This window comes from Methanobrevibacter sp. (assembly GCF_051877095.1).
In the GTDB taxonomy this organism is placed as follows: domain Archaea; phylum Methanobacteriota; class Methanobacteria; order Methanobacteriales; family Methanobacteriaceae; genus Methanocatella.
The window spans coordinates 102,703-121,338 of sequence record NZ_JBJEIO010000001.1; the positions used below are offsets into that span (position 1 = coordinate 102,703).

Below are 18,636 nucleotides of genomic sequence, written 5' to 3' on the forward strand. Positions count from 1 at the left end.
AGTACCATTTGATAGAATACATAAAAATAAAAAAAAAAAATTAGAATAGTGGATCTTTTACCATTCCAATTCTAAAGGAGTTTAGAATAACAAGCATTGTTAAACCTAAATCTCCAAAACCAACAGACATCATCAATGTAATAATACCTAAAATTGCAAGCACTACACATAACAACTTAACTGCAATAGCTACAGTGATATTTTGTTTAATAATTCCCATTGTCTTGTGGCTTAAAGAAAACAAATATGGAAGTTTTGAAATATCATCCTGCATCAATGCAACATCTGCTGTTTCAATAGCTACATCAGAGCCAGCAGCACCCATTGCAACACCAATATTTGCACGTGCTAGAGCTGGTGCATCATTAATACCATCTCCAACCATAGCTACATCTCCAAATTTATTTCTAATTGAATCTAAGATATTTAACTTATCTTCAGGCATTAAGTTAGAATAAACATGATCAATTCCTATTTCAGATGCAACACTATTAGCAGCTAGTTTATTATCTCCAGTAAGCATTACTGTCCTTATACCATCTTCTTTCAGCTCAGCAATCACTTGTGAGGCATTTGATCTGATTTTATCAGATACTGTAATAATTGCTAAAACTTTCTTGGAATTTCCAACAAATATGATTGTCTTACCTTCAGCAGAATATTTGTTAATTTCATCTTTTGAAACATCAAATAAACTACCCTCAATTAATGATTCATTAGCTGCATAATACCGTTCTCCTTCAATATTAGCTATAATTCCCTTTCCAGGGATATTTCTAAAATCATTAATCTCATTAATTGCAATACCATTTATTTGTGCATAGTTTACTATAGATTTTGCAATAGGATGGGAAGACTGATTTTCCAAAGATGCTGCAATCCCAATAATATCTTCTTTTGAGAAGTTTTCATCTAAAACTTCAACATCACTTAAAATTAATTTTCCCTCTGTTAAAGTACCAGTTTTATCAAAGATAACTGCTTTTACATTACGCATTTCTTCAACATATGAACTGCCCTTAATTAAGACACCATTTTTAGTAGCTGAAGTAATAGCAGACACCATACCTACAGGTGTTGAAATTAAAAATGCACATGGACATGAAATTACCAGAAGTGAAAGTGCTTTATAAACCCAATCAGTTAAGTTTTGACCAAATACAACCGAAGGTATTAATGCCACACAAATAGCTGCTATCATCATAATAGGAGTGTAATATTTAGCTATTTTTTCAACTAATGTTTCAGTTTCAGACCTGTTAAGTTGAGACATCTTAACTAGAGTAACAATTTTTGAAATAACAGAATCTTTAGCTTTTTTAGTCACTACAACTTCCAAATAACCATCTTCATTAACAGTACCTGAAAATACCTCATCACCTACTTCTTTAAAAACAGGTACACTTTCACCAGTAATGGAAGCTTGATTAATGGATGAAGAACCTAAAACTACTTCACCATCCAATGGAACTTTATCCCCAGGTTTTACTATTACAATTTCACCAATATTTACATCAACAACATTTCTAAGTTCCTCAGACTCACCAACTTTTACCCTTGCAGTTTCAGGAGCAATTTCAACTAAAGATTTAATAGAACGTTTAGCACGATGCTCTGCATAATCTTCCAAAAATTCTGCAATATAATATAATAATGTTACAGCAGCCCCTTCTTCAGGATGCCCTATAATAAATGAAGCGACACATGCCACACACATAAGCATTGCAGGACCAACAGTATGTCTTTTGACTAATGATTTATAAGCTAGAATAGCAATTTCATAACCTGCAATCAAAGCACCTAACATGAAAACTAAAGTTACTAATGTTGAATTAATTGACAATAATTCCAAAATATAACCTGCTACAAAACATATTCCACTTGCAACAATGATTTGAATTGGCCTATTAGTAATTAAAGGTTTTCCTTCAGTTAATAATTCTTTATCACTATTATCCTCCTCACAGTCAGGACAACCACAAATACTCATATCAACATCATCATGTCGATGTCCATGCTCATGCCCATGATCGTGACTATGACCATGCTCATGATTATCCTCACAATCAGGACATGCACAAAGACTTATCTCAACATCTTTATCATAATCCATTTCTTTTCTATGATCATAAATACTTAAATCCGTATTTTCCTGGTAATCTCTTAATAATTGTTTATCATAGTGTTTAGAATCTTTACACTGGATTTTATTACATTCTGGATCAAAACAGATATAATTGTAATGCTTAGGATTGTAACAGATTTCCTCTCCACAATCAGCATCATAACATCTATTCTCCATCATTTTACCACCAAATTAAAGTTATTCTAATATATGCTCTAAACCTACTTTATAAATCATTTCAATATGAAGATCTGTGAGTGAATATCTTACCATTTTACCTTCTTTTTGATATTTAACAATATTATTAGCACGTAATATCCTTAATTGATTTGATACAGTGGTCTGATTTAAACCAAGTATCTCACAAATATCACATACACATAAGTCTTCAATACTAAGTAGGGAAATAATTTTTAGTCTTGTTGGATTTCCAAATATTTTAAAGAATTCAGATAGCTCAATAAATTTATTTTCATCAGGTATACGTTCTTTTACACGATTTACAACATCTTCATGAGAATCAAAAACTTCACATACATCCTCTTCATTTCTAAAATTATTATTTTCCATAGTCATCACATATATTATATATTTACATATTATGATATGATTATCTATTTAAATCTTTTTATATCATGATATTATGATATATTATTAATCTATAAACTATAATCTCTAAAATAAAATTTCAAAATAACAAAAAAATATAGAAAAAATCCAATAATTCTTAAAATATATATAATTAAGACAACATAATAATTACAGAGTTTATTTTTAAACTTAAATATTCAATAATTTAGGTTAGTGAAATAATGAAAAGAAGCAAAAAGCTAATTATTGCAATCCTTCTTGTAATTCTTTTAGGATTGGTACTGTTTATTGCAGGTACATTATTCATGACTCCTGACTTATCTCATGAAACTAAGAATATCTTAGTATTAGCATCTGACAAAGACGAACAACCAAATGGTGGTGTGGACATGGCATTTATGGTCCGTTTAGAAAATGGTTCCCTTAAAAACTATACACCAATTTATCCTGGTGGAATGACACACCCTACAAAATCAGCACCTGGTGGTCTGGGAGGTTCAATGATGCTTCACGATTGTCTATGGAATGGACTAGATGAAGGTATGCAAAACGCAAAAGAAATTGTTGAATCTCGTACAGGAATGCATGCTGATGCAGTAGTTGTTGTTTATGATAAAGGTATAGATAACATTATTAATTCAATAAGGCCACTTAAGATAGATGGTGTTGAAACAGACCTTAATGCAACTGATATAATTCGTCAAAATGATGCATATAATGGATATGCGGGAAATGACAATGTTCCTGGAAATATGTCTAGATCCGATGCAGTAATGGTACTTGCCAAAGCACTTGCTAACACAGCTAAAGATCCTGTTAAAAAAAGTACAATGGTTCAAGCAGCATTAACTGAATATTCCAATGGAAATATTGTAATGGAACCTCAAGGATCATTTACAAAATTACTTGCAACCAAAGGATTTGAAACTTTACTTTAATCTTTAAAGAATAATTTCTTTAAAGAACTTTTTTTATTTATTCTACATCTTTTAAAGCTTCAACCATATTCAACTCTCTAATTTTACCTGAAAACATTAAATTAACAGCAATTGATATTGTAAATGTTATTATAGCAGATAATATTATATTACCCCAAGTTAATGTTGGAACATAATACAATGATTCTCCTGCAGCATCCATCATTAATGTCATGAAATAAAATCCAATAGGAATTCCTAAAACAAAACCAATAGATGTGAAAATAATGTTTTGAGTTAATAACAACCTCCTTAAGAAATTAGTTTTAAATCCTAGAACCTTTAAAGTTGCGATTTCCCTTTCCATTTCAGTAAATGATAGGATTCCTAAGTTATAAAGAACAAGAATAGCTAAAAGAGCTGCAACAATAGTTACAACATAAACCATCATCATAACCGAAGAAGTCATATCACTCCAACTTTCTTCCATTTCTTCAATAGTAGACACTGATTTAATTGAGTCTACATTTTCACCGAATTTCTCAGAAGTTACAATACTTGTAGGTGTAAAATTCAAACCTTCATCTTCTAAAGTATCTGGAGACATTATTAAACCTTGTGAAATAGGTTCTGCATGAATTTGACCAATTTCCGATTTAACCCACTCATCACTTCCAAGAATATGCCATTTAATTTTATCACCAATACTCAAATTGAAATATTCAGCCATTTTAGTTGAAATTGAAACTTCTCCTTCCTTAATCTCAATTGGATTTTTATTATTATCCGTGTAAGAAATTAAATCAGTATTATTTGAAACTAAAAGCGTTCCAGTATTTTCATGACTATTCGATTTAATTTCAATTGGCATCTGCATTATAAAGCTACCATTAGTCTCATTAATTACATAATACAATTCCATTTGAGATGGATTATTAGAAATAGATAACTTTGATTCAAAATGATTAATATCCTCATACTCCCAGGTTTCTAAATCATTCATACTATCATTCATACCAAAAGCAGCTATTAATAATGCAACACATCCCATTACTCCTATAATTGCCATTAATGCCCTAAATTTGTTTCTTCTAGTATCTCTCCAATTCCAACGGAAATTAAAACTCAAGCGATTCCATAACTTTGATTTTTCAAAAAAACTATTTGAAGATATATTTGGAGCTTTTGGCCTCATAGTATTTGCAGGGTTTTCTTTTGAAATGCGCCTACAAGTCAAATAGGTAACAAAAACTGAAGAAATTACAAGCAATGCTGCAACATAAACAAAACTCATATCGAAACCAGGATTCCATGAAGGCAATGTATATCTAGTAGTCATCGTTGGATAAAACATCTGCGGGATAACCATTGGTCCTGTAATAAGTCCTAAAATAGAACCTGCTAAAACTGGAATAAACCCATAAGATATAAAATGTAAAATTATTGTTCTATCCTTAAAACCGACTGCCTTTAGAATACCAATCTGAGTTCTTTGATATGTTACAATCCTTGTCATTGTTGTTAATAATGTCAAAAAGGTAATTAAAATAAAAAGAATAGGGAATATATTACCCATCATTTTATGTTGTGCCATTTCCTCACTAAATTGTGCTACACTAACATGATCTTTCTGCTTTGTAAAAGACAAATACTTAATTGAATCATCGAGTTTCTCCTTAAAAGAGTCATCTGATTGGTTATATTTAACAAGCAATCTATTATACTGAATATCACTTGGAAAAGCCTTATATGATAAATATGCGAAACCCACATCTTCAAAATTTGGAGTGATTGATGTAGTTGAAGATATATAAACATATTCTGGAGAATACCCAATACCTTTAATTTCCTTTTCAATAGTCTTACCATTGAATTTGAAAGTAATATTATCTCCAACATTTAATTCCTTAGCATCGGCAAAACGTTTGTCCAACCAAACACCAGAGTCATCATTAATATCAAATTCCTCACCCTCAGAGAGATAAAATTTAGAAATATCATTACTTTCAACAAAATGCAGTGTAATGTCTGGATCATTGTCAAATTCTCCAACAGCAGATATTACAGATTGTCTTTCTGACTGTGTTGTGAAATTATTTATTTTATCCAAATCAGTATTACTAAAACCACTTTTATAAATCCAACCATCAGCCAGATTAGTTTCATTATAAAAATCAGCACTTGTTTCTTCTAATCCATAATATTCTCCACATATTCCACAATATGCGAAAATACCTAAAAATGCCATGAGAAAAATTGCAATAAATTGAGTTTTATTGATTTTTATATCTCTTAACATCTTCTTAGATAATGACATAATATAATATTAGATGAAATAGGATTTAAATTTAAAGATTAAAAAAATAGTATGAATATCTTTTAAATGAAAGAATAATTATTTAAAAATACATATATTAGACTCATCGTATAAAATTACATTTAAATAATAATTTAGATTATTTATCAATAATTAAATAAAAATTGAAAATAATTACCATTCCAAATCAGAAATTTTTTCGGGATTTTCATTAATGACAATACTTTCAATTTGCCCATTTTTAATTCTAATTACTTTATCAGCAGAATCTGCCAAAATTGCATTGTGAGTAACAATGACAACAGTAGTATTTTTATCATTACTCATATTTTGAAGTAAATTTAATATTAAAACACCAGTATTTGAATCCAATGCACCAGTTGGCTCATCACATAAAAGCATAGTAGGTTGTTTAGCAATTGCCCTTGCAATAGATACTCTTTGCTGTTCTCCACCAGATAATTGTGCTGGAAATTGGTTAGCATTCTTTTTAAGACCAACAGAATCCAAAACATCTAATCCATTGACATGTACATCAACAATGTCACTCATTAATTCAACATTTTCAAGTGCTGTTAAGTTTGGAATTAAATTATAAAACTGAAAGATAAAACCAACATTTTTAGCCCTGTATTCTGTTAGCTGATTATCATCAAAGGATTCTACATGATTTCCATCAACGATTATCTGACCAGATGTAACAGTATCTAAACCACCCAAAAGATTTAATAATGTTGATTTACCTGCTCCAGATGGTCCAAGAATTACAACAAACTCTCCTTCCCCAATTGTAAAACTAACATCATTCATAGCCTTTAAGACATGTTCTCCAGAACGATATTCCTTACAAACATTTTTAAATTCAATTATTGTGTCCATATAAATGCCTTCTAATTATTTATCTACTTGACATATCTTAAATAAATTACCCAGTATGATATTTATTTATTAATTAAAAAAACATATAATTATATTATAATAATATTACAGGAAAATTGTAAATGTCATTCAAAAAAGATGAAATGTTAATAATGCCTGCAGTTGACATTAAGAATGGAAAATGTGTACAACTCGTTCAAGGCGAACCTGGAAGTGAAATGGTAGAATTAGAAAATCCTGAACTTGTTGCAAAACATTGGGAAGATTTAGGAGCTCGTAATATTCATGTTATTGATTTAGATGGAACAATAAATGGAGTTGCTAGCTTTGACATTATTAAGAAAATCTTAAAAGAAATTAGTGTCCCTATTCAACTTGGTGGTGGGATTAGAAGCTTAGATTATGCTCGTCAATTATTGGACTTAGATATTGAAAGATTAATAATTGGAACAATGGGCATTCAACACCCAGAAACCATTACTAAATTATCTGATGAATATGGGAGTGAAAGAATAATGATTTCACTTGACAGTAAAGACAATAAAGTAGTCATAAAAGGATGGCAAGAAAAAATTGATAAAAGTCCTGTTGAACTTTCATCTGAATTTAAAGAACATGGGGCTGGAAGCATTTTATTTACAAATGTAGATGTTGAAGGCCTTTTAGGTGGATTTTACACAGATCCTGTAATTAAACTTAAAAAATCCGTTGATATGCCTATTGTTTATTCAGGTGGAATCACAACAATAGAGGATATTAAAAAATTGAATGAAAGCTGTGTAGAAGGAATAGTAATTGGTTCAGCACTTTATAAAAATAAAATTGATTTAACTGAAGCTTTAAAATATCAAAAGAGGGTAATTTAATGAAAGTAATGGCGACCGGAACATTTGATATACTACATCCAGGGCATGCATTATTCCTTGAAAAAGCCAAAGAATTAGGAGGAAAAGATGCAATACTTGCAGTTGTAATAGCTAGGGATTCTACTGTAGAAAAGAGAAAACGGATACCTATTATACCTCAAGAACAAAGATTAGAAATGATTAAAAGTCTTAAACCTGTTGATGAAGCATATCTTGGACATGATGGAGACATGTTTAAAATTGTTGAAGAAATTAAACCCGACATTATCGCAATAGGTTCCGATCAAGATCATGACGTTGAAAAATTACAAGAATTATTAAATAAAAGAGGAATTAAAGCTAAAGTAATGCGTGTTAAAGATTATATGTTCGGAGAACTCGATAGCACATGCAAAATTATTAAAAGAATAAAACATACTGAGTTTAATGATAAAACTGGAAAATTATAGTGATTAGGAGATTATAAAATGAAAAATGTAGCAATTATAGGAGCAAGTGGATATACTGGAGGAGAGCTTTTAAGAATACTAAGTATACATCCAGAAGTTGAAGTAACTGAAATTACCTCAAGAAAATTAGATGGACAACCAGTTCACAAGACCCATCCTCATGTTAGAGATACAGGATTAATATTTAAAGATAAAAAACCATCTGACATAGATGCTGATGTAGTATTTACTGCAACTCCTCATGGTGCATCAATGAAAATTGTTCCAGAACTTTTAGAAACTGGTACTAAAGTAGTTGATTTAAGTGGAGACTACAGATACCGTGATACTGCAGTTTATGAAAAATGGTATGGAATGGAACATACTGATAAAGAAAATAAAGGAGCATTTGGACTTCCTGAATTATACCGAGATGAAATTAAAAAGTCTGATTTGATAGCAAATCCAGGATGTTTCCCTACTGGTGCGATTTTATCATCATATCCTCTTGTTAAAAATAATTTGGTTGAAAGAATTGTCATTGACTCAAAAACTGGAGTTAGTGGTGCAGGTGTAAACCCTTCTGGAGTTACACATTACCCTAATATTGCAGATAATGTAAATCCATATAAAATTTCTGCACATAGACATTCATCAGAAATTAAACAAGAATTACATGGATTTGATGATGTTAAAGTTTCATTTACACCACATTTAGTACCTGTAAATAGAGGAATTCAAACTACAAGTCACAGTTTCTTAAAAGAAGAACATTTAGACATTACTCCTGATGAAATAAGAGAATTATATGAAAAAGAATATGGGGATGAATATTTCATTAAACTTATGGATGAAGGAGAAATTCCACATTTAAGCTCAGTTAGAGGTTCTAACTTTGTAAATATTGGTGGATTTGAAATAGATGATACTGGTAGACTTGTGATGTTATCATGTATTGATAACCTTGTTAAAGGTGCATCTGGTCAAGCTATTCAAAATATGAATATTATTCTTGGCATTGAAGAACAATTAGGATTGAAGCATTTAGGTCTTCATCCTTGAATAAACATAAGGAGGGAAAATATGGCTACATTAATAATTTATTATTCATTAAGTGGGAAAACTGAATTAGTAGCTCATACTTTAGCAAAAAAAATAAATGCAAATGTATTAAAAATCAAAGATTTGAAAAGTCGTAAAGGATTTAAAAATAAATTTCTTGCATCAATTAGTGCATTTAGAGAAAGTAAAACAGATATTACTCCTGCAAAAGTTGATTTGACTGATTATGATACAATTATATTTGGAACACCAACATGGTCTGGAAATCCAACTCCTGCAATTTTAACAATAATAGATAGGTGCAATTTAACTGGAAAAGATGTTATATTATTTGCTACAATGGATAACAGTCATGGGGAAGCAAATATTAAAAGACTTGAAGAAAAAGTAAAAATGCGTGGAGCAAGAGTAATTGAAAGTTTCACTATTGCTACTAAAGATAAACCTTCTGAAATATTAATCAGAGACACAGAAACAATTGTTGAAATAAAAGATTTAAAAATGTATACAAGGTAGATTAAATGATTAACAATAAATCTGAATTAAAAATTAAAGCAATCGAAAATGGTACTGTTATTGACCATATTACAGCTAATAAAACATTACATATTCTTAAAATTTTAGGCCTTCCAGACAATGAAACAGAAAATATCACTGTAGCTATGAATGTACCATCTAAAGAGATGGGTAGAAAAGATATTTTAAAAATTGAAAATAGAGAATTAGATCATGAAGAACTTAATCAAGTTGCTTTAATTGCACCAAAAGCTACAATTAATATCATTAGAGATTATAAAAATATTAAAAAAAATAAGATTGTACTACCTAAAAAGATTAAATCAATCATTAAATGTACAAATCCAAAATGCATTACTAACTATGAAAACGAACCAATAATTCCAATATTCAATGTTCTTAGTGAAAATCCTCCAGTAGTTAGATGTCATTATTGTGAAAAATTAATAAAAACAGAAGATATTTATAAGCAATTTGAATAATCTTCTATTTTTTTAAATGATCTGCTAATCTTTTAGATAATGCAAGTATTGTTAATATTGGTGGTTTTCCAGGAGATATTGGCAATACACTTGCATCACAAACAAATAAATTTCCAATTTCTGTTTCTAAATTACTATTTACTACAACACCAATTTTTGCAGTTCCACCAGGATGTGCACCTCTATATACTGTTGAGATAATTGTATTTGGATCAACACCAGCGCGTTCTAAAACAAAACCTGCAGCAGCAGTTCCCTCAGCCAAATATCTTACATCTTGAATAGAATTAATTTTAACAACATCACCATCATCAGTAACATAACCTTTACCTTCATCTGGAGTTTTTACCATTATACTCAAGATATCTTCTTCTGTTAATGAGTCATCATCAATATTTTTTGGAATATAAGAAGAATAATGAGGAGATAAAACAAAATTCTTACCAATAATAAGACCTGCCATTTGCACCTCAGTATTGAAATTAATATCTTTTAAGTATCCTCCAACACTTACAAATGGATCAAAGAATATTTCATGCCCTGCTTTAGAAATTCCAGATTTTCTTAGAATTAAAGTTGATCCAATAGCTCCTGCAGATAATATCACTTTATCTGCTTTTATAATTTCTTCATTACCTTCTTTAATATATTTCACACCAAATACAACACCATTTTCACTTATTACTTCCTTAACATCAGCTTCACAAATCAATGTTGCTCCATATTCTACTGCTTCATCAACAAAATCTTTTCCAGAAAATTTAGCATCAACCGGACAACCAAATGCACATTTTCCACATTGAATACACTCTTCTTCCCTAACTGCTTTTGGCATTTTCATGGTTTGAAGACCAAGTTCATAACCTGCATCCAAAAATGCTTGAGTACCTTTACCAATATGAGAATCATCAAGAGGATGTACATTAATTAAATCCTCAACATAATCATATGCATCAGATAAATCAATATTATAATCTAATAATTCCTCATCAAGTGCTCTTACCATATTAGCCATAGATACAATTGTTGCACCACCAATGCAAGTGGTAGTTAATAAATCAACATCATCTGAATATTTATCATAATAATTAAATGCATCTTTTGAATGAATATATGGTCCTTTTTCTAAAATAGTGACATCAAACCCTTCTTTTACAAGTTCTCGGGCTAAAATTCCTCCACCAGCCCCCGTTCCTACAATAACAATCATACTATCACCACATATTTATTATAATTTAATTTATAAAATAACAATTGTTAATATTATATTTTATAATATAAAAAACTTTTATTTAATATGTAATTCATAATTAATAATGATTAATCTTTTGAGTGATAAAATGGAAGAATATATTGATTTATTCGAAAAAGTTATTGCAAAAACAAATTCTCAAATAGACTACATTGATATCCGAGCAGGAATTGGAAATAATACTTCAATATTAATGAAAGATGGTGATGTAGACGAAATTAACACTGGAATGAGCTTAGCTGCAAGAGTAAGAGTGTTAAATAATGGAGCATGGGGTTTTGCATATACTACAGATTTATCCAAAATAGACGAAATAACAAATACAGCTATTAAATTTTCAAATTCACTAAAAGGAGATGTCAAGTTAAGTGAAACAGACATTATTAAAGATAAAATAGCTATTGATGTTAAAATTCCATTTAAGGATATTTCTATTGAAGAAAAAAAAGACATTATGAAACAAGCAAATGATGCTGCATGTATCGATAAAGTTAATAGTACCACCGTAAGTTATGGAGACAGTGAAGCTAATGAATTATTTATGAACAGTGAAGGTAGTGAAATTCAAGTAAAAACTAGCAGAGTAAGAATGGCTTTAAATGCATCTGCAACAAATGGTGAAATCATTCAGTTTGGACATGGTAGTCTTGGAGGAGTTAAAGGATTTGAAGTAATAGCTGACAATGATATTGAAGAATTCGGAAGAACTATTGGAGAAAAAGCTGTTAGATTACTTGATGCAAGTCCTGCACCTTCTGGAAACTTCCCAGTAATAGCAGATCCAGAATTAACAGGTGTTTTAGTCCATGAAGCATTAGGTCATGCTGTTGAAGGTGATTTAATCTTACAAAATGATTCTATCCTTAAAGATAAAATAGGTAGTCAAATTGCATCAGATATCGTTAATATCTTTGATGATGCAAGTCTAAAAGAAGGATTTGGATATTACCCATATGATGTTGAAGGTGTAAAAACTTCACCAAATCAATTAGTTAAAGATGGAAAATTAGTTTCACTTTTAAATTCAAGAGAAACTGCATCTAAATTAAATATGAAATCTTCTGGAAATGCAAGATCATCAATTGCAGACCAACCAATTGTAAGAATGAGTAATACTTACTTACAACCAGGAGATAACACTTTTGAAGAATTAATTGAAGATATTCCTGATGGAATTTATCTTAAAGGCTCAAGAGGAGGTCAAGTAGATACTGGTAAAGGAATATTCCAATTTAATGCTGCTGAAGGTTACTTAATTAAAGATGGCGAAATTTCAACACCTCTAAGAGATGTTTCACTATCCGGTAACATCTTAGAAACATTAAAAAACATTGATGCAATTGGAAATGACTTTAAACTAAGCGTAGGATTTTGTGGAAAAGATGGTCAAACAACACCTGTAGGTGATGGTGGACCCCATACAAGAATTCTAAATGCACTAGTTGGAGGAATGGGATAATGATTAGTGATAAATCCGGAGAATACTTAGTTAAACTAGCTAAAAATGCTATCAAGCAATATTTAGAAACTGGTGAAAAAATAACAAAAGACGAAAATTACCCCATTGAATTAGATGAAAAACTAGGCGTCTTTGTAACATTAAATAAAAATAACAATTTAAGAGGTTGTATTGGATACGCTGAACCAATTATGAGCGCAATTGAAGCTACAATTGATGTAGCCATTGCAGCAGCAGTTAATGATCCAAGATTTCCTCAAGTTACATTGGATGAATTAGAAAACATTGATTTAGAAGTAACTGTGCTTACAAAACCTGAAATAATTCCAGTAGCACATTATAGTCAATACTTTGATGAAATTGAAATTGGTAAAGACGGATTAATTATTCAAAAAGGATATTCAAGAGGTTTATTATTGCCACAAGTAGCAACTGAAAACAAATTTAACGTTGAAAACTTTTTAGAACACACATGTATCAAAGCAGGAATTAGTGCAGATAGCTGGATGGATGAAAGCTGTGATGTCTATAAATTCCAAGGACAAATATTTAAATAGTGATTAAAATGATGATTCCAACAATACCTACCCCTCAAGAATTACTTGATAAAGGATTTAGTAGAGGTAAAAAACAGGCAGACTTATTGAGAGGTCAAAAAATACCTAAACACTTAAAAGGTAAAAGAATTGAAGAAAGAAGAGTAGTAACATCATGTCAAGTTATTAAAGACAAATTAAAATCCATTTTGGATTCAGTTCCAGAAATTGAAAACTTGCATCCATTTTATCAAGATTATATTGATATTACCGTTGGTGTAGATGATATGAAACAAGCATTAGGTGCTCTTAACTGGGCATATGGTATCATAACCCAACTTGAAAAGGAATACGGTTCAAAAATTAGAAAAAATCCTTCTGAGAGAGCAACAGCTATTCAAAAACAAGCTTATGGGAGAATTGCTTCTGTTGTAAACAAAATCAAAAAAGATTTAGATTTCCTAGACTTTGCAAAACAAAACTTAAGGAATATGCCAACAATTGATTTTGATGCAACCACAATTGTTATTGCTGGTTTTCCAAATGTAGGTAAATCAACATTACTTAGACAAATCACAGGAGCCGATCCTCAAGTTGCAAATTATCCATTTACAACAAAAGGTATACAGATTGGACATACTGAAAGACACTGGAAAAGTATACAAATCATTGACACTCCAGGATTACTTGACAGACCCGTATTAGAAATGAATGATATTGAAATGAATGCTATTGTTGCATTAGAACACTTAGCTGATGCAATATTATTTATTTTTGATGCTTCTGAGACCTGTGGATTCCACCTAGACAATCAATTCAATCTTTTAAAACAAATTGAAAAGATTTTTTCAGAAATTCCCGTGATTTATTTGTTTAATAAGATGGATTTAATTGAAGATGCAGAATACCTTAAAGAATATATTGATGATGAAAAAAGTTCAATTTTCATATCTGCAATAGAAGGTGAAGGTATAGAGAAAATTAATGCTAAAATAGATACAATTAAGAAAATAGACCGCATACCTGAAGAAGAACCTACTGATGAAGATGAATATTATTAAGGTAAACTTTTAGTAACTTTAAGTAATTAATAGTTAAATTTATATACTAACAAAAAATAACTATTACACACTCGTGGCATAAAACTTGATAAAGGAGCGTGCGAAATATGACAAACACTGAAACAATTGATGTAGAATTTAGTGAAAAAAAAGAAAAATTCGATGCAAAAAAAGAAGAAACAAAAGAAAAAATCAATGAAAGAAAAGAAAAAGGAAAAAACATTGCAGATAATGTGATTACCGATTTATACAAAAGTGTTGATGAATTCAAAGATGCTATTAAAAACATGCAAAAAACTGCTGATGAAAGATACACAGAATACAAAAAATCAACCGTTCAAAATATTGACATCGATTTTGTAGAAACCAAAGACGCATATTTCATCAAAGCAGCAGTTCCAGGTGTTAAAAAAGAAGAAATTTCAATTGAAGCAGGTGACAATGATATCACTATTGAAACCACATTCAAACCTTACATTGAAGAATTTGATGAAGAAGATGAAGCTGAATTAATTTCTTCTGCTATCAAATCTGGTAAATGTGTTAAAACTGTAAGATTTTCTAATAGTATTGACCTTGAAAAAGTTACTGCAAAATTCACAAATGGAATCGTTAAAATAACCCTTCCAAAATTAATCATACCAAAACATAAAGTAAATGTAGAATAACTTCTACATTCATCTCTTTTTTTATTTTAAAAAAAATTAATATCTAACTTTACCAATGTGTCTTGTTTCACCTGGATCTTCACCATTAAAATGTGCTAAATAATAGATAAACCATTCTAATGGAATTACCAATATAAATGGAGATAATAACTTATCTAATTTCTCATAATCATCTAAATCATAGGTGATATATTTTAATTCTAAATTTTTAGAAAATTCAATAGCTTTATCTGTAATTTCATCAGATTCAAGACCTGATCTTAAAAATATAGCTGGAACATCTTTTTCAGCACGCTCAATTAAACCATGTCTAAATTCAGCAGAGTATACTGGACAAGCATGCTTAACTGCCCCTTCCATAAGCATAGTCATTGCTAATTTATATGCAAGACCAAAGTTAGGGCCACTACCTAAACAATAGAAAATATCTTCATCTTTAAATTCCTGAGCTAAATGTTTATTTTCCTCTTCAGTTGATTCTAATAATTCCTTTATAATTTCAGGCATGTCATGTAACTGTGCTAATAATTCTGTCTTATTTTCATAATCACTAGCTGTGAATAAAATTTGATAAAGACATGCTAATTGAGTAATGTAAGTTTTAGTACCTAAAATTGCAGTTTCAGTTTCACATCTAGTAATAATTGAAGTAATGGCTTCTTTAGTCATAGAACTTTCAGGTTCATTTGAAACTGATACTGTATGAATTCCAAAATCATTACATCTTCTAAGAGATGCTAATGTATCTGCGGTTTCACCTGATTGAGATGTAAATATTGCAATGGAACTCTCATTTTCAACTAATTTTTTATTATAATAAAATTCATAACCAGTAAACACTTCTATATTAATATTAGTACTAGACATGCGAATTGCATCACGTACACTATAACAAGTTGAAATTGAACTACCACAACCAATTAAATATACTTTATCAACATAAGAAACTAATTTGGAAACTTCTTCCATCTTAGATAACTCAGATTCAAAAGTTTTACTGAGTGATTCTGGTTGCTCCATCATTTCATCATACATTTTATAGTTCATGTTTAAACACCTTAAAAATAAATAATATTATTAATATATTGTTTATTAATATATAAAAATGTTTTTTAATAAAACTTTGAATGATAACATGGAAATAGAATTATCTTTAATTGGAATGGAAAAAGGAAGGCAATACGAAACAATTGTTACAACAAATAATTATGAAAATATCAAAAATGCAGCACCAATTGGCGTGATTTATGCTGGTGAAGACAAAATTTTAAATCGTATTTTCAAAGGGAGTCACACACTAGAAAACATTATTTCACAAGGAGAATTTGTTGTAAATATTACTCATAATCCAGAATTATTTACATTATCAACTATTGGAAATTTACCTCAAGATTATTTTAATGAAGATAACTCTCTAAAAGGTGTAGAAGCATATTTTAAATGTGAAGTAATTAGTCTAAAAGAAGCAGTAACACAAAGCGATCCAATTAGAAACAGTAGTGCTGCTATGGTTATTAAATCAAAAGTCACCGAATTAATAATAAAAAAACCTACTAAAACAATGAATCGTGCATTTAGTTATGTTATTGAATCATTAGCTAATTTAAGTCGTTTTGACATAGTTGAAAAAGATAAAAAAGAAGAATATCTTAAAAGATTTAAAGAAGCAAATCGCGTGGTAGCAAAAGTAGGTCGCAGAGAAGATATAAAAGCCATGGGTGAAATAAAAAAAGAATTAATAAAAAAAGGTTATGAACCTTAATTTTTAATAACATCGATAAAATCAAATGAATCTCCATCAAATAATCCTAAATCAGAAATTTTAAGAGATGGAATAACTAATAATGCCATAAATGCCATTGTCATAAACGGAGAATCAAGTTTACATCCTAATGAATAGGACATTTTATGCAGAGTATCTAATTTACTTGCTACATCAAATGCATCATCATTACTCATAAGCCCCGCAATAGGAAGTGATAAAGATTCACTAACGTCTTCACTTGCTATTGCAAATCCCCCTTTATTTTCAATTATAGTATTTACCGCTTTTGCCATCATTTTTGAGTCATGCCCAACAACAATAATATTATGAGAATCATGTGCTACTGATGATGCAATAGCTCCTTTTTTAAGACCAAATCCTTTAATAAAAGCATTACTTACCTTATTTCCACCATATCGTTCTACAACAGATATTTTTAATATATCTTCATGGATATTAGACTTTACTACCCCATTTATAATTTCTAAATTTGCACTAGATTTAGTTGTTATTAATTCACCATTATAACATTCAATTACATTAACTTCACATTCATCTCCATCAAAGTAAATTTCAAAGTCATCAAATGACTTTTTATTTGTTTTGATTGAATTTTCTGTATTGACTTCCGGAGCATCAAATAAAACGTTTTCACCATCAAAAACACATTCACCTGCAACATATGTTTTTAAAATATTAAAATCATCTAAATTATCTATTACAACAAAATCTGCTTTTGCACCAGTTACAATTGAACCTGTTTGCAAACCATAATGCGCAGCAGGATTTATTGTAACCATTTTAATAGCTTCTACAATATCAATACCTAATTCAACTGCTTTTTTAACAGATTTATTCAAATGCCCTTTGATTAAATCATTAGGGTGTTTATCATCACTTACAATAAAATCAAAAATCGGTGAATGAATTTTTCTTTCTAAAACTTCCGCAGGTATCATGCCAAAGCCATCTTGATTTCTTAAGTATTCCATACGTTGTGAAAAATCAAAAAGAGCTTCCATATTTTTAGCAGAAGATCCATCACGAACCATTATTTTCATACCTTTCTGCTTTTTTTCAATAGCTTCAGTGAAACTACTACATTCATGGTCAGTTACTATACCTTGCCCTAAGTATTTATTCAATTCTTTACCTAAAAGTAATGGTGCATGACCATCAATCGGTTTTTTGTATTTTCTAGCTACTTCCAATTTCTTTAAGACTTCCTCATCACCACTAATAACGCCAGGGAAATTCATCATTTCACCCAATGCCACAACTTCATCCTTTTTTAATAAAAATTCAATATCCTCAGAATCTAAAACAGCACCTGATGTTTCAAATGAAGTGGCTGGAACACAGGAAGGAGCGGAAAAATAGAAATTAAATGGAACACCGTTTGCATTTTCAATCATGAATTCAATACCCTCAATTCCACAAACATTAGCTATTTCATGAGGATCACAAACAACAGAAGTGGTTCCATGCATTACAACAATTTTTGCAAATTGAGCAGGAGTAAGCATAGTGCTTTCAATATGGATATGTGAATCAATAAATCCCGGAAGCAATATACCCTCGACATCAATTTTAGTTTCTTCACTAACATATATTGGTTTAATTTCTTTAAAAACACCATCAGCAATAGTAATTCTTGCAGGATATACTGAATCAGCAACCACATCAAGAATATAACTAGTGAATTTCATTTT

General features: G+C 30.0%; 18 protein-coding genes. 11 read left to right on the forward strand and 7 right to left on the reverse strand.

Annotated elements, in window-relative coordinates:
- Positions 1 to 40: 40 nt before the first annotated feature.
- On the reverse strand, positions 41 to 2,305 hold the full coding sequence (locus ACI389_RS00520; protein WP_439779609.1) for a heavy metal translocating P-type ATPase: 2,265 nt from the start codon (positions 2,303 to 2,305) through the stop codon (positions 41 to 43).
- An 18-nt stretch (positions 2,306 to 2,323) separates the two neighbouring features.
- Positions 2,324 to 2,695 (reverse strand): ArsR/SmtB family transcription factor, encoded by a 372-nt coding sequence (locus ACI389_RS00525; protein ID WP_439779610.1) that lies wholly within the window; start codon positions 2,693 to 2,695, stop codon positions 2,324 to 2,326.
- 242 nt (positions 2,696 to 2,937) lie between these two features.
- Between ACI389_RS00525 and ACI389_RS00530 the strand changes: the two genes are divergently transcribed.
- On the forward strand, positions 2,938 to 3,654 hold the full coding sequence (locus ACI389_RS00530) for a DUF4012 domain-containing protein (protein ID WP_439779611.1): 717 nt from the start codon (positions 2,938 to 2,940) through the stop codon (positions 3,652 to 3,654).
- 37 nt (positions 3,655 to 3,691) lie between these two features.
- Here ACI389_RS00530 and ACI389_RS00535 read toward each other — a convergent pair whose 3' ends face one another.
- Together ACI389_RS00535 and ACI389_RS00540 are read right to left on the reverse strand one after the other, a co-directional pair.
- Positions 3,692 to 5,950: an ABC transporter permease gene (locus ACI389_RS00535; RefSeq protein WP_439779612.1), complete on the reverse strand. Its 2,259-nt coding sequence runs from the start codon at positions 5,948 to 5,950 to the stop codon at positions 3,692 to 3,694.
- A gap of 174 nt (positions 5,951 to 6,124) precedes the next feature.
- Positions 6,125 to 6,829 (reverse strand): ABC transporter ATP-binding protein, encoded by a 705-nt coding sequence (locus ACI389_RS00540; RefSeq protein WP_439779613.1) that lies wholly within the window; start codon positions 6,827 to 6,829, stop codon positions 6,125 to 6,127.
- A 122-nt stretch (positions 6,830 to 6,951) separates the two neighbouring features.
- On the opposite strand from ACI389_RS00540, the gene hisA reads away from it, so the two are divergent.
- The 5 genes from hisA to pyrI are packed head-to-tail and all read left to right on the forward strand — an operon-like array spanning position 6,952 to position 10,183.
- Complete coding sequence (gene hisA, locus ACI389_RS00545; protein WP_439779614.1) at positions 6,952 to 7,695, forward strand: 1-(5-phosphoribosyl)-5-[(5-phosphoribosylamino)methylideneamino]imidazole-4-carboxamide isomerase; 744 nt, start codon at positions 6,952 to 6,954, stop codon at positions 7,693 to 7,695.
- Between the two features lie 8 nt (positions 7,696 to 7,703).
- Complete coding sequence (locus ACI389_RS00550; protein ID WP_439779727.1) at positions 7,704 to 8,144, forward strand: adenylyltransferase/cytidyltransferase family protein; 441 nt, start codon at positions 7,704 to 7,706, stop codon at positions 8,142 to 8,144.
- An 18-nt stretch (positions 8,145 to 8,162) separates the two neighbouring features.
- Complete coding sequence (argC, locus tag ACI389_RS00555; protein ID WP_439779615.1) at positions 8,163 to 9,185, forward strand: N-acetyl-gamma-glutamyl-phosphate reductase; 1,023 nt, start codon at positions 8,163 to 8,165, stop codon at positions 9,183 to 9,185.
- Positions 9,186 to 9,206: 21 nt separating this feature from the next.
- Complete coding sequence (locus ACI389_RS00560; protein WP_439779616.1) at positions 9,207 to 9,701, forward strand: flavodoxin family protein; 495 nt, start codon at positions 9,207 to 9,209, stop codon at positions 9,699 to 9,701.
- Positions 9,702 to 9,706: 5 nt separating this feature from the next.
- A complete protein-coding gene (gene pyrI, locus ACI389_RS00565) occupies positions 9,707 to 10,183 on the forward strand; it encodes an aspartate carbamoyltransferase regulatory subunit (RefSeq protein WP_439779617.1) in 477 nt (158 codons plus the stop codon).
- A gap of 4 nt (positions 10,184 to 10,187) precedes the next feature.
- Here pyrI and ACI389_RS00570 read toward each other — a convergent pair whose 3' ends face one another.
- The gene (locus ACI389_RS00570) at positions 10,188 to 11,393 is read right to left on the reverse strand and encodes a GMC family oxidoreductase N-terminal domain-containing protein (protein ID WP_439779618.1); all 1,206 of its coding nucleotides are present in this window, start codon (positions 11,391 to 11,393) and stop codon (positions 10,188 to 10,190) included.
- Positions 11,394 to 11,523: 130 nt separating this feature from the next.
- Here ACI389_RS00570 and ACI389_RS00575 point away from each other — a divergent pair, with 130 nt between their 5' ends.
- The 4 genes from ACI389_RS00575 (at position 11,524) to ACI389_RS00590 (ending at position 15,159) form a co-directional block, all read left to right on the forward strand.
- Positions 11,524 to 12,894, forward strand: coding sequence for a TldD/PmbA family protein (locus ACI389_RS00575; protein WP_439779619.1), 1,371 nt, complete (start codon positions 11,524 to 11,526; stop codon positions 12,892 to 12,894).
- Positions 12,894 to 13,451 (forward strand): TIGR00296 family protein, encoded by a 558-nt coding sequence (locus tag ACI389_RS00580; protein ID WP_439779620.1) that lies wholly within the window; start codon positions 12,894 to 12,896, stop codon positions 13,449 to 13,451. Before ACI389_RS00575 ends, ACI389_RS00580 begins: the two co-directional genes overlap by 1 nt.
- 8 nt (positions 13,452 to 13,459) lie before the next feature.
- The gene (locus tag ACI389_RS00585) at positions 13,460 to 14,491 is read left to right on the forward strand and encodes an NOG1 family protein (RefSeq protein ID WP_439779621.1); all 1,032 of its coding nucleotides are present in this window, start codon (positions 13,460 to 13,462) and stop codon (positions 14,489 to 14,491) included.
- A gap of 107 nt (positions 14,492 to 14,598) precedes the next feature.
- Complete coding sequence (locus tag ACI389_RS00590; RefSeq protein ID WP_439779622.1) at positions 14,599 to 15,159, forward strand: Hsp20/alpha crystallin family protein; 561 nt, start codon at positions 14,599 to 14,601, stop codon at positions 15,157 to 15,159.
- A gap of 36 nt (positions 15,160 to 15,195) precedes the next feature.
- On the opposite strand, the gene ACI389_RS00595 is transcribed toward ACI389_RS00590, so the two are convergent.
- Positions 15,196 to 16,206: an SIS domain-containing protein gene (locus ACI389_RS00595; RefSeq protein WP_439779623.1), complete on the reverse strand. Its 1,011-nt coding sequence runs from the start codon at positions 16,204 to 16,206 to the stop codon at positions 15,196 to 15,198.
- Positions 16,207 to 16,294: 88 nt separating this feature from the next.
- Here ACI389_RS00595 and ACI389_RS00600 point away from each other — a divergent pair, with 88 nt between their 5' ends.
- On the forward strand, positions 16,295 to 16,921 hold the full coding sequence (locus tag ACI389_RS00600; protein WP_439779624.1) for a DUF447 domain-containing protein: 627 nt from the start codon (positions 16,295 to 16,297) through the stop codon (positions 16,919 to 16,921).
- On the opposite strand, the gene ade is transcribed toward ACI389_RS00600, so the two are convergent.
- Positions 16,918 to 18,633 (reverse strand): adenine deaminase, encoded by a 1,716-nt coding sequence (gene ade / locus ACI389_RS00605; protein WP_439779625.1) that lies wholly within the window; start codon positions 18,631 to 18,633, stop codon positions 16,918 to 16,920. The genes ACI389_RS00600 and ade overlap by 4 nt on opposite strands.
- Positions 18,634 to 18,636 lie beyond the last annotated feature (3 nt).

Excerpts from the sequence above, each read along its gene's own strand:
- argC (WP_439779615.1), top strand. The coding sequence starts at position 8,163 with ATGAAAAATGTAGCAATTATAGGAGCAAGTGGATATACTGGAGGAGAG.
- hisA (WP_439779614.1), top strand. The coding sequence starts at position 6,952 with ATGTCATTCAAAAAAGATGAAATGTTAATAATGCCTGCAGTTGACATT.
- ACI389_RS00520 (WP_439779609.1), bottom strand. The coding sequence starts at position 2,305 with ATGATGGAGAATAGATGTTATGATGCTGATTGTGGAGAGGAAATCTGT.
- ACI389_RS00525 (WP_439779610.1), bottom strand. The coding sequence starts at position 2,695 with ATGGAAAATAATAATTTTAGAAATGAAGAGGATGTATGTGAAGTTTTT.
- ACI389_RS00580 (WP_439779620.1), top strand. The coding sequence starts at position 12,894 with ATGATTAGTGATAAATCCGGAGAATACTTAGTTAAACTAGCTAAAAAT.
- ACI389_RS00595 (WP_439779623.1), bottom strand. The coding sequence starts at position 16,206 with ATGAACTATAAAATGTATGATGAAATGATGGAGCAACCAGAATCACTC.
- pyrI (WP_439779617.1), top strand. The coding sequence starts at position 9,707 with ATGATTAACAATAAATCTGAATTAAAAATTAAAGCAATCGAAAATGGT.
- ACI389_RS00560 (WP_439779616.1), top strand. The coding sequence starts at position 9,207 with ATGGCTACATTAATAATTTATTATTCATTAAGTGGGAAAACTGAATTA.
- ade (WP_439779625.1), bottom strand. The coding sequence starts at position 18,633 with ATGAAATTCACTAGTTATATTCTTGATGTGGTTGCTGATTCAGTATAT.
- ACI389_RS00585 (WP_439779621.1), top strand. The coding sequence starts at position 13,460 with ATGATGATTCCAACAATACCTACCCCTCAAGAATTACTTGATAAAGGA.
- ACI389_RS00535 (WP_439779612.1), bottom strand. The coding sequence starts at position 5,950 with ATGTCATTATCTAAGAAGATGTTAAGAGATATAAAAATCAATAAAACT.
- ACI389_RS00590 (WP_439779622.1), top strand. The coding sequence starts at position 14,599 with ATGACAAACACTGAAACAATTGATGTAGAATTTAGTGAAAAAAAAGAA.
- ACI389_RS00600 (WP_439779624.1), top strand. The coding sequence starts at position 16,295 with ATGGAAATAGAATTATCTTTAATTGGAATGGAAAAAGGAAGGCAATAC.
- ACI389_RS00575 (WP_439779619.1), top strand. The coding sequence starts at position 11,524 with ATGGAAGAATATATTGATTTATTCGAAAAAGTTATTGCAAAAACAAAT.
- ACI389_RS00570 (WP_439779618.1), bottom strand. The coding sequence starts at position 11,393 with ATGATTGTTATTGTAGGAACGGGGGCTGGTGGAGGAATTTTAGCCCGA.
- ACI389_RS00530 (WP_439779611.1), top strand. The coding sequence starts at position 2,938 with ATGAAAAGAAGCAAAAAGCTAATTATTGCAATCCTTCTTGTAATTCTT.
- ACI389_RS00550 (WP_439779727.1), top strand. The coding sequence starts at position 7,704 with ATGGCGACCGGAACATTTGATATACTACATCCAGGGCATGCATTATTC.
- ACI389_RS00540 (WP_439779613.1), bottom strand. The coding sequence starts at position 6,829 with ATGGACACAATAATTGAATTTAAAAATGTTTGTAAGGAATATCGTTCT.